The 12,006-nt window shown below is 46.2% G+C and carries 7 protein-coding genes; 5 read left to right on the forward strand and 2 right to left on the reverse strand.

Annotated features, from left to right (window positions below; translation table 11 throughout):
- Positions 1–68: 68 nt before the first annotated feature.
- Positions 69–1,256, reverse strand: coding sequence for an MGDG synthase family glycosyltransferase (locus QNH28_RS04945; protein WP_076299152.1), 1,188 nt, complete (start codon positions 1,254–1,256; stop codon positions 69–71).
- Positions 1,257–1,523: 267 nt separating this feature from the next.
- On the opposite strand from QNH28_RS04945, the gene QNH28_RS04950 reads away from it, so the two are divergent.
- The 5 genes from QNH28_RS04950 (at position 1,524) to QNH28_RS04970 (ending at position 11,523) form a co-directional block, all read left to right on the forward strand.
- Positions 1,524–2,099: a TetR/AcrR family transcriptional regulator gene (locus QNH28_RS04950; RefSeq protein WP_094871433.1), complete on the forward strand. Its 576-nt coding sequence runs from the start codon at positions 1,524–1,526 to the stop codon at positions 2,097–2,099.
- 204 nt (positions 2,100–2,303) lie between these two features.
- On the forward strand, positions 2,304–4,658 hold the full coding sequence (locus tag QNH28_RS04955) for a YhgE/Pip domain-containing protein (protein WP_283910414.1): 2,355 nt from the start codon (positions 2,304–2,306) through the stop codon (positions 4,656–4,658).
- A gap of 364 nt (positions 4,659–5,022) precedes the next feature.
- A complete protein-coding gene (gene gltB, locus QNH28_RS04960) occupies positions 5,023–9,618 on the forward strand; it encodes a glutamate synthase large subunit (RefSeq protein WP_283910415.1) in 4,596 nt (1,531 codons plus the stop codon).
- 212 nt (positions 9,619–9,830) lie between these two features.
- Positions 9,831–10,742 (forward strand): ABC transporter ATP-binding protein, encoded by a 912-nt coding sequence (locus QNH28_RS04965; RefSeq protein ID WP_283912052.1) that lies wholly within the window; start codon positions 9,831–9,833, stop codon positions 10,740–10,742.
- Positions 10,735–11,523: an ABC transporter permease gene (locus QNH28_RS04970; protein WP_283910416.1), complete on the forward strand. Its 789-nt coding sequence runs from the start codon at positions 10,735–10,737 to the stop codon at positions 11,521–11,523. Before QNH28_RS04965 ends, QNH28_RS04970 begins: the two co-directional genes overlap by 8 nt.
- A gap of 8 nt (positions 11,524–11,531) precedes the next feature.
- Here the strand turns inward: QNH28_RS04970 and QNH28_RS04975 are convergent, their stop codons facing one another.
- A complete protein-coding gene (locus tag QNH28_RS04975) occupies positions 11,532–11,981 on the reverse strand; it encodes a bactofilin family protein (protein WP_283910417.1) in 450 nt (149 codons plus the stop codon).
- Positions 11,982–12,006: the final 25 nt, after the last annotated feature.

The following is a 12,006-nucleotide window of genomic DNA, read 5'->3' on the forward strand; positions in this document are numbered from 1 at the left end:
AATCCCGATCACATGTTAACACAAAAAAAAGCAGGTATCCGGGGATTTCCCTGGCTACCTGCTTTTCTTTATGGTGTAATGCACACAGGCTCTTCGCCTCGGGCTTGAGATCTTGCTCCTCTGATATCAGCTGTTTTGTCTGCGGGGTTGCCTAACATCTGAAGAACGGTAGTCGCGCAGCTTTGCGGTTGATGCTTATCAGGGGCGAGACGGCGTTTGCGCTGCTCTTCGAGAACAGAATACTCACGGAGCATCATAGAGAACCATTTGTTCACTACCTCACAGTCGAGCACCTCTGCTAGTCCTAGCTCTACGAAATATTGGCAGTTTTTCTCTTCCTGACCTGGAATAGCTTTATAGAAGAGCATTGGAATTCCCTTTGCCTGACCTTCCGTACAGGTCATACCGCCAGGCTTTGTGATTAGAAGGTCGGAGGCATCCATCAGTTTATTGATTTCACTGGTGTATCCAAGAATCCTGACGTTAGGATGATTAAGTCTTGGATTGGACTTCATTTTGGCTATAAGCTTCTCGTTACTGCCCATACAGAAGATGAGCTGGATGTTATCCATTCTGGCTGTGAGTGAATTCATAATCTCTTTGCCGAACATCAGTCCCCAGCCTCCACCCATGATGAGTACAGTAGGGATATCGGCTAGACCTAGTTCCTTGCGGAGCAGCGTCTTGTTGGACCGTTCCCAGAACTTCGGATGGACAGGTATGCCGGTGACCGTTACAAGCTCAGGAGCAATCCCTCGGCCTGTTAGAATAGATTTGACGCGTGGGGTAGAGACGAGATATCGGTTGACCTCGGAATTTACCCAGCTACCATGTGCATCATAATCTGTAATTAACGTATACAGCGGGACCTCCAATCCACGACGCTTTAGTCTGGAAATGACAGCGGCCGGAATGGGGTGTGTGCAAATAATCAAATCAGGCTTTAGCTGCTCGATTACTTGAGAGGCATGTGTATAAAAAATCCGGTGAAGTGCCATCTTAGTCAACGGGTTCAATGATTTATGATATTGTGTCTTATACATCATGCCGACCAGCTTAGGCTGGCTGCTAACTGTTTTTCGGTAAGCGGAAAGAATCCATGGGGCGACCATCGGGTTAAGAAATTTTCCTAGCTCGATGACTCGGCACTGGACATCCGGATTCAGCAGCTTTATTCCTTCGGCCAGAGCATAGGCTGCTCCTGTGTGGCCCGTACCGAAGCCTTCCGAAAACAGCAGTACTCTTTTCTTTCGCATAAGTTCACCTGCTACTTTCCTTTTCAATAGAAATGCGGAATTTCTTCTCAATTAGATTAGGGAAAATTGTTCTCTACTCACATTATACAAATAAGACGTAAATAGAAAGTTAAAACCCTGCAATAAATAAAAAAATAAAAGATTTTCTAAAGTATTGCAAACTGCAAAGCTACATGTTAAAGTAATGAATGACCAATTGACCGGATTAGTAAAGTGGTCAGAAAGTCAGCGGTAACGATATTTTCTGGAGAAAGGAAGTGGGCACAGGTGGCAGTGGTGGATCGAAGACAGCAGGTGCTTCAGGCCGCAGCAAAATCTTTTTCATTATTCGGCTATAAGGCGACTACCATGGATCAGGTTGCTAAGATCGCAAATGTTGGAAAAGGAACCATCTACACCTTTTTTACGAACAAGGAGCAATTGTTTGACGAGATCCTGCGCGATATGATGGTAGAAATGAAGATGATTGCTGATCGCGAGATCAGGCGAGACAGACCTTTCTTTGATAACCTGCATCGTGTGCTGGATGCCCTGCTGGAATTTCGAAGTGAGCAGGAGCTATTCATCAAGCTTTCCCAGGAGAGTCGCGAGTTCGGAACGCCGCAGGCAGGAGAAGGGCTCGAGAAGATCGAGAACTTAGTTTTAGAATATTTAGAACGGGAGGTGCAACAAGCGCTCCAAAAGGGAGAAATCAAACCTTGCGATCCTAAAATCGTATCTGTAGTCATGTTCAGGTTATATATTGTATTGACTGCTGAACTGAATAAAACACATACTCCCTTGGACAAGGAACAGATCAAGATGTATTTTCATTTGTTTCTCGCCGAAGGATTGGCACAGTAAGCGTTAATTCAGGATAGGGATGGCGTGATCAGATTCGCTTTCCCTTAACCATTTCCAAGCTGTTTTAGGCATTGAAGAAGAGCCGAGAGGCGTTTTTTTATCCCCTAAATTGACCAAATGGGGAAAATGGTCATCTAGTGTTACGCAATATTTCGCAAACAAAGCATTTTAAAGAGAGCATAAGCTCATAAGGAGAGAACCAGAATGAAATCATTATCCGTATTTACCAAGGATCTTGGCGCAGCCCTGAGAAATCCAAAGGTGCTGATTCCGATGATTGCCATCCTATTTATTCCGGTGATGTATAGCGGATTCTTCCTAAAGGCATTCTGGGATCCGTATGGCAAGATGAATGAGTTACCGGTTGCTGTGGTCAACCAAGACGTCGGTGCCAATTATGAAGGAAAACAACTTCAGGCCGGAGAGGATCTGGTTGAAGAGCTTAAGGTAACCGATGGCTTTCAATGGAACTTTGTTTCATTAGAAGAAGCGCAAGCAGGAATGAAGGACAATACCTATTATATGGCGATTATTGTTCCAGAAGACTTCTCTGCTAAAGCAACAACGCTTTTGGATGATGAACCCCAACCGGCAAAGATTATTTATGAGCCAAATGAAGGCTACAACTTCCTGGCCGGTCAAATCGGTGGAACGGCTGTAGCAGAAATTAAATCTAAAGTATCTGCTAAGGTAACAGAGGCTTATGTAGATTCCGTATTCAATCAGATTACTGATGTATCTAAAGGACTTGGTGAAGCGGGAGACGGAGCTAACAAGATCGCCGATGGTGCAGGCAAGCTGGATGACGGCGCACTGAAGCTGAAAGAGAATCTTCTTGTACTGACTGAAGGTACGGGCAAGCTTCAAAATGGTTTAGAACCACTTACAAAAGGTGTAACTGATTTGAATTCAGGTGCTACCGCAATTCAAACGGGTTCTAGCACTTTGGCAGGCGGTTTGCAACAATTGTCGGACGCTCATAAACAGCTTCAAGATGGCGTTAAACAAAGCGCTGCCGGCAATAAACAGCTTAGCGATGGCTTGAAGCAAGCTGTAACAGGTGCTACACAGCTTCAAGCAGGAACGAAGTCTGCTGTGGACGGTACTACTAAACTGCAAGCAGGAACACAATCTTTAGTTGACGGTAGCGCGAAGCTGGAAGCAGGTCTAACCTCTTCCGTTGATGGTAGCGCAAAGCTGGAAGCGGGCTTGCAGGCTTCTGCAGAAGGCAGCACAAAGGTTACTGAGGGCGCTAAAGCGGTCGCTCAAGGTTTGCAGCAATTGGCACAGGCTAGTCCTGAGTTGGCACAAAATCCAGCCGTACAGAAGCTCCTAGCAGCTAGTACAGCTGTTGCACAAGGTAGTGAACAACTGCAACAAAGTCAACAACAGTTGCTACAAGGAGCAAGCGCACTACACAGTGGGCAAGAGCAGCTTGCACAAGGTGCAACTCAGCTCCATGCTGGTTCGCAGCAGGTTGATGCTGGAGTAACCCAATTGCATGATGGAGCACAGCAATTAAATGCTGGTAGCACTCAGCTCTTGGCAGGACAACAAAAATTAGCACAAGGTGCATCTGCACTTGTAACGGGTGGCGATAAGCTGCAAGCAGGTATGCAACAGTTCGGCGCGAAGCTTAGTGAAGCAGCAGCTGGAGGCAGCAAGCTAGCTGAGGGTGGTAAAGCGCTTGGAGATGGTACATCTAAGTTACTCAGTGGTGTTGGTGAACTAGGTAGCGGTATTGGTGCTGTAGCTGACGGTTCGAAACAATTAGCTGATGGTGCAGGCGAGCTGAAGAATGGGATGGATGATCTGAAATCTGGATCAACAGAGCTCGCAACTAAGCTTGGTGAAGCTGCTGAACAAACAGGCAGCGTGAACAAGTCAGATAAAATGATGGAAATGTTCGCACAACCAGTTGTGGTTGAGGATCAAGTTGTAAATCATGTACCGAACTACGGCACAGGGTTTGCTCCGTACTTCTTATCTCTTGGGTTGTTCGTAGGTGCCCTGATTTCTACGATTGTTATTCCAATGCGTGAATCAACTGTATTAGGTGCTAGCCGCCTGAATCGTTTTATCAGCCGTACGCTTACTTTCTCAATCATGAGCTTTATCCAGTCTATGCTGGCTGCTGTGGTTGTATTGTATGGTCTTGGACTAGAGGTACAAAGTGTACCGCTGTTCTTCCTATTTACATTCTTGACTAGTTTAGTTTACACATGGGTAGTTCAGTCCATTGTTACTTGGCTCGATCAACCGGGACGTTTTGTTGTTATCGTTATTCTTATTTTCCAATTAACAACTAGTGCCGGAACATTCCCACTTGAATTGATCCCGAACTGGATGAAATTCTTTAACCCACTGCTTCCAATGACTTACACAGTTAGTGGTCTTAAATCAGTAATTTCTACAGGGGACTTCAGTGCAATGTGGAGTGACGTAGGTGTGCTTGCAATCTTCGGTCTTGGGTTCCTTGCTCTTACTTTCGCTTACTTCATGACCCGCAGTCGGGACAATGAAGCTGGAATGAAAAGTGAACAAGCTATGACTGTATAATTTGAAAAAAAACAATTAAAAAGCGTCTCCTCCGGGAGACGCTTTTTTTGAGTCCAAATCACGGAACCCTTTTTCTTGCAAACGTTCAAGGGCAATGAAAATCCTTGAAACGCTTTCATTGCATAAGTTCTTATGCGTCATTTGTGCATAATTATACATAGATGAGTTTTTTTAAACTTTTGTCCACTAAAGCTGTGTCGCAAAAAGAAATGTTAATCAGCATCATAAAAAAGTTTAAATTGCGCTGTTGTTACCTCGGGTGATAAAATAATAGCACTAATCTGGCTTGAATAATTATTAAAATTTTAATCTGAAAAATTTTCCAAAGATTACGCCATACTTTATAATAGAAAGGTTGCGTTCGATGAGACACACTGAACTGCCCGGAAAACAGGGCCTGTATGATCCCCAGTTCGAAAAAGATGCTTGCGGCATGGGATTTGTAGCCCATATTAAAGGCAAACCGTCCCATGATATTGTTAGAAACGCTTTAACAATGCTCTTTAATATGGAGCATCGTGGAGGACAAGGTAGTGAACCCAACTCTGGTGACGGAGCAGGTATTATGCTTCAAATTCCGCACCGTTTCTTTGCTAGTGAAGCCCAGAAGCTTGGCTTTGCTTTGCCGGAACAAGGCCATTATGGCGTAGGTATGATTTTTCTATCTCATAACGAGAAGGTTCGGGCGCAACATGAGGCTCTCTTAAGCAAAATTATTGCTGAAGAAGGTCAAGAATTACTCGGCTATCGTGATGTACCTACCTATGATGAAATGCTTGGCAAGACAGCAAAGGCTGCAAAGCCTTTTGTACGCCAAGTGTTTATCGGTCGCTCGGCCTCGGTTAAGAGCGAATTGTCTTTTGAGCGTAAGCTTTATGTCATCCGCAAACGTGCAGAGCTTGCGATTCGCTATGGTGGTGTAGAAGAGGCTGAAGCCTTCTATATCCCAAGCTTGTCATGTCGTAAGATCGTATACAAAGGCATGCTGACTACAGAACAAGTCGGACAATTCTACCTGGATTTGCAGAACGAAGAGCTGGAATCAGCGATCGCGTTAGTTCACTCCCGTTTCAGTACGAATACTTTCCCAAGCTGGGAACGTGCGCATCCATACCGCTTTATGATCCACAATGGTGAGATCAATACCTTGCGCGGTAACGTGAACTGGATGCATGCTCGCCAGTCGCTGTTCAAGAGTGAAGTGTTCGGCGAAGATCTGAGCAAGATCAAACCTGTTATAAACCCGGATGGATCGGACACTGCAATGTTCGATAATACCTTTGAGTTTCTTTACTTGAGCGGACGCTCCTTGACACAGGTAGCCATGATGATGGTTCCTGAACCATGGAGCAATCATGACAGTATGGACGCCGATAAGAAAGCTTTTTACGAATACCACAGCACTTTGATGGAGCCATGGGACGGACCTGCTGCAATGGGCTTTACAGATGGTGTGCAAATCGGCGCGATTCTAGACCGTAACGGCTTGCGACCTGCTCGTTATTATGTAACAAAGGACGACATGATTATTCTATCCTCCGAAGCGGGTGTACTGGACATTCCAGCAGAGGACATCTTATATAAAGACCGCCTGAAGCCTGGACGCATGCTGCTCGTGGATACGAAGGAAGGTCGCATTATCTCCGATGAGGAAGTCAAATCGGCTATCGCCACAGAGAAGCCTTACCGCCAGTGGCTGGATGAGCATTTGATCAGTCTCGAGGAGCTTCCAGATGCGCCTGAGCTACCAAATCCTAAGCATGACAATGTGCAGCAGCTGCAGCAAGCATTCGGCTACACTTTTGAAGACTTGCGCAAGGTGCTTGAACCAATGGCATCTACTGGTGCTGAAGCTGTAGGTTCCATGGGTTATGATGCACCGCTCGCTGTGCTTTCAGACCGTCCACAGCGTCTATATAACTATTTTAAACAAATGTTTGCTCAGGTAACGAATCCACCAATCGATGCTATTCGCGAAGAGCTGGTTACCTCTACTACGACTACGATTGGACCAGAGCGTAACTTGCTAAAACCAGAACCAGAAAGCTGTCGCCAAATCTCGCTGCACACACCGATTCTTTCAAATGAAGATTTTGCTAAGATTCGTCATGTTCGTCGTGCAGGCTTCAAGTCGATGTCTATTCCAATTCTTTTCCCAGCTGAGCTCGGGGCAGAAGGAATGCGGATCGCGCTTGAGCGTATGAATGAGGCTGCTGATCGCGTTATGGCTAAAGGTCATAACATTCTGATTCTGACGGACCGCGGTGTGGACCGTGAGAATGCTGCGATTCCAGCTCTACTTGCGGTATCAAGTCTGCATCACCATCTGATCCGTCAAGGGACACGGACAAAAGTTAGTATTTTGCTCGAATCTGGTGAACCTCGTGAAGTCCATCATTATGCACTTCTGCTCGGTTATGGTGTAAGTGCAGTCAATCCGTATCTGGCATTTGAAAGCTTGGATGATATGATCGGCCAAGGCTTACTGCGGGGAATCTCGCATGAGAAGGCTGTGAAGAACTATATTAAAGCTGCGACTAAGAGCGTAGTTAAGATTCTTTCCAAAATGGGGATTTCGACTATTCAATCCTACCGGGGTGCACAGATCTTTGAAGCTGTGGGTCTGAACTCGGAATTCGTGGATCGTTACTTTACTTGGACACCTTCCCGCATTGGCGGTATTGGTCTGGAGGAAGTAGCAACCGAGGCACTTATCCATCATAACCGTGCTTTTACGGAAAAAGACGGAAATGATAAGGTGCTTGATTCCGGTGGTGATTATCAATGGCGAAATGATGGGGAAGATCATTTATTCAACCCACAGACTATTCATCTGCTTCAGCACTCCGTGCGTAGTGGGGATTATAAGATGTACAAGAAATATGCTGCACTTGTTCAAGGTGAAAGTGAGAAGCATCTGACGATTCGTTCCTTATTGCAGTTCAAGTCCGCTTATGAACCGATTCCATTAGAAGAAGTAGAACCAGTAGAATCCATTATGAAACGGTTTAAGACGGGTGCGATGTCCTTTGGTTCCATTAGTAAGGAAGCACATGAGACCCTCGCTATTGCGATGAACCGGATCGGTGGTAAGAGTAATACTGGTGAGGGCGGAGAAGATCCAGCCCGCTATATCCCGGACAGCAACGGCGATTCCCGTCGCAGTGCGATTAAACAAGTAGCTTCTGGACGTTTTGGAGTTACATCTAACTACCTTGTTAATGCTGATGAGATCCAGATTAAGATGGCTCAGGGCGCTAAACCAGGGGAAGGCGGACAGCTTCCAGGACGTAAAGTTTATCCTTGGGTGGCTGAAGTGCGTGGTTCAACAGCTGGTGTGGGCTTGATCTCACCTCCACCGCATCATGATATTTATTCGATTGAGGATTTGGCAGAGCTGATCTACGATCTGAAAAATGCCAATCCACGTGCAAGCATTAATGTTAAGCTCGTATCAGAAGTCGGCGTAGGTACGATTGCTGCTGGCGTAGCCAAAGGGCGCGCTGATATTATCCTGGTAAGTGGCTATGACGGGGGTACAGGTGCATCACCGATGAACTCCATTCGTCATGCAGGTCTTCCATGGGAGCTTGGCTTGGCCGAAACGCACCAGACGTTGATGCTTAACAATCTGCGTGACCGCGTTGTACTGGAAACAGACGGAAAAATGCTTAGCGGACGCGATCTAGCTGTAGCTGTATTATTGGGTGCCGAAGAGTATGGCTTCGCCACTGCTCCGCTAGTCGCTGTGGGCTGTATCATGATGCGTGTCTGCCAAATGGATACTTGTCCGGTTGGTGTAGCGACACAGAATCCGGATCTTCGTAAGAACTTTACGGGTGATCCGCAGCATGTAGTTAACTTTATGACCTTCGTGGCGCAGGATTTACGCGAAATTATGGCGAGTCTTGGCTTCCGTACGATTGAAGAGATGGTAGGCCGTACAGATTGCCTAGACGCTGCTCAAGCTTCACAGCATTGGAAGAAGAAGGGCGTAGATTTGAGCAGTCTGCTGCATACACCGGAAATGCCAGAGGGAAGCACACGCTTCTGCAGTAAACGTCAGAATCATGGTCTGGAAGAGACGCTTGATGTTTCCAAGCTGTTGGATTTGGCTGCACCTGCACTTGAATCTGGTACGGCTGTAGAAGCATCGCTACCGATTACGAACGTCAATCGTGCCGTTGGAACCATCCTTGGTAGTGAGCTGACACGTAAATACGGGGCAGCCGGCTTGCCTGATGATACGATTCGTCTTCATTTCACCGGATCTGCTGGTCAAAGCTTGGGTGCATTCGTGCCTAAGGGGATCACGCTTACGGTGGAAGGCGACTCCAATGACTATGTTGGTAAAGGATTGTCAGGTGGTAAGATTATTATTAAGCCATCTCCAAAAGCTACCTTTGCTGCTGAGGACAATATCATTATCGGAAATACTGCATTCTACGGGGCAACAGGTGGAGAAGCTTATATCAACGGTATCGCTGGTGAACGCTTTGCCGTCCGTAACTCTGGAGCGAAGGTTGTTGTAGAAGGCGTGGGCGACCACGGTTGTGAATATATGACTGGCGGCCGTGTGGTTGTTCTTGGCGAAACAGGCCGTAACTTTGCGGCAGGGATGTCTGGTGGTATTGCATATGTCTATGATCCAGATAGATCCTTCGTAGGCCGCTGCAATCTCGAGATGGTACTGCTCGAAAGAGTGGAAGAGCCTGAAGAGATCGAAGAGCTGCGCGAGCTGATTAGCCGTCATGTAGAGCTTACGGGCAGTGAGGCTGGAGCGCGGGTTCTGGATCAGTGGGCAGATTGCTTGCCGAAGTTCGTTCGTGTCATTCCGAAGGATTATAAACGGATGATGGAGCAGATTCGCAAAGTAGAACAAACCGGGTTGACCGGAGAAGCTGCTTTGATGGCTGCATTTGAAGCGAATATGCGTGAGCTTACTCGTGTAGGTGGCTAAATAGTTGCCGTGAAATAACAAAATATTGAATGAAGTGATTTAAGGGACTTGGACTCTTCCGATTGCGGGAGGCCAGGTCCTTTTTGCTCAAATAGAATCGAATCCTCGGTCTAAAGAACGTTAGACTGTTTCTTTTTTGTAATTTTCTGAAAAAAACGGTATGGTAAACTTGTTTGTAAATGAAAGGAAGTGATACTGTGTCAAATACAGAAATGTTGTCTGAACCTGTTGCTCGTTTGCAGGGGGTTACCAAGAAAATAGGCTCTAAGACGCTGGTGAGCAATTTAACGCTAGATATCCCACCGGGTCAAATATTCGGTTTTTTGGGACCAAACGGAGCAGGGAAGACGACAACCATTCGGATGATGGTAGGATTAATTTCCATTAGCAGTGGGGACGTCCTGATTAGTGGTCATAGTATTAAAAATAATTATAAAGAGGCCATCGCGAGTGTTGGGGCTATTGTAGAAAATCCTGAAATGTACAAGTTTCTGTCCGGGTATCAGAATCTTAGGCAATTTGCACGGATGGTACCGGGAGTCAGTAAGCAACGGATTGATGAGGTTGTGGAGCTGGTCGGGCTTGGCCAAAGAATTCATGACAAGGTGAAAACTTATTCTCTAGGTATGCGGCAGAGACTTGGAGTGGCTCAGGCGCTACTAAACCGGCCGAAGCTGCTGGTTCTAGATGAGCCAACCAATGGGCTTGATCCACAAGGCATACGTGAGCTTCGTGACTATCTGCGCCTACTATGTCGTGAAGAGGGAACAACCGTATTTGTCTCTAGCCATTTACTTTCCGAAATGGAGCTCATGTGTGACAGTGTAGCGATTATTCAGAATGGGCAACTGCTCGAGGTAAAACAGCTAAAAGAGGTAGGCAATGTTACCATGCCTATCGGAGAAACCTTGTTTGAGGTTGGTGATGCCGAAGCTGCTCTTGCTCTCATTGGACAAGGCACATTAAAGAGCGGTGGGCTTGTAGTTGAGGCAGCACGTGAAGATATTGCTGAGTTCAATGCCAGACTAGTGGCTGGTGGGATCAAAGTGTACAGTATCAAATCACTTGCCCGTACGCTAGAGGATCAATTCTTAGAGGTTACAGGAGGTGAAGGAATTGAGTAATTTTACAGCGTTGATACATAATGAGAACATCAAGATATATAGCCGTGCTCGCACATGGATTATGCTGATTATTCTAGCCGTGTTTAGTGCGTTTCTTCCGGCTCTTATGTTTTTCACAATGGATAACCCCGCATCACGCTTGGGAGTTTGGGACAGCTTCCAAATGATAGTGAGTGTTGTATTCTTTCTGAACACGATCTTTGTTGTTGTTATAGCCGCTGACTCCGTAGCGGGCGAATTTACCTGGGGAACCATCAAAATGCTGCTGATTCGCCCGTGGAGCCGTTCCCAGATCTTGCTCTCGAAATACATTAGCATTGTGTTGTTTAGCTTGCTTTGTACTGCAGTATTGATTGTTTTTGGTTTAGCTTCATCGTTTATTTTTGCCTCACCAACTGGAGATAGTATGTCTTCGATTGCAGCTTGGAGCCCTGCTGAGTATTCCTTTATGGATCTCCTATGCCGCTATGTCACTCTTTTCTTGACGGTTACGCTTGCTTTTATGATCTCTTCTGTATTCCGAGCAAGTGGACTGGCGATTGGTTTATCTATGTTTATCATGTTTGCCCAAGGTATTTTCGCTGCTTTGCTTAATCCAGATGTGTTCGAATGGGCCAGATATTTAATTTTCACTCATATGGATCTAAGGGTCTACATGGGATCTGATGTTGGTCCAGGTGGTGCTACACTTGGCTTCTCCATTGCTGTGCTAGCAGTGTACTATGTCATATTTTTAGCTGTTTCCTGGTTTGTATTCCGTAAACGGGACGTTGCTGGATAGAAACGGGCTTAACCGGCTTCAAGCGTTCCTTCTGCTTTGGAGGAGTGTTTTGCTGCCTTGTCCTTTTTCGTATTACTTTTGAGCTCACCTGCTTGTTCAGAGGTGGGCTGTTCTTGCATGGCAATGGATCCGTTAAGCAGGCTGCCCTCCATAATACTGAGTGCTCCTGCCGAAATATTGCCATGTAGCTCTCCAGTGCCAGTCATAATGAGCCTGCGGTCTGCGGTAACATCTCCATATACTTTACCGGCGATAACGATCTCTTCTGCTCTAATACTGGAGCGCACTGTGCCTTCCTCACCTATAGTGACTACACCACTGCATATAATTTCACCGCTAAAGGTACCTTCAATCCGCAGGTTCGTATCGCAATGGACCTTACCCTCCAGTGTTCCTCCGTGTCCGATCAGAGAGTCAGTAGACTTGAAAGGGACGCGCTGCTGCCGCTTGTTCCACATGTATATATTCCTCCTGTTCATATAG

The organism is Paenibacillus sp. G2S3 (assembly GCF_030123105.1).
Taxonomy (GTDB): Bacteria; Bacillota; Bacilli; order Paenibacillales; family Paenibacillaceae; genus Paenibacillus_AQ.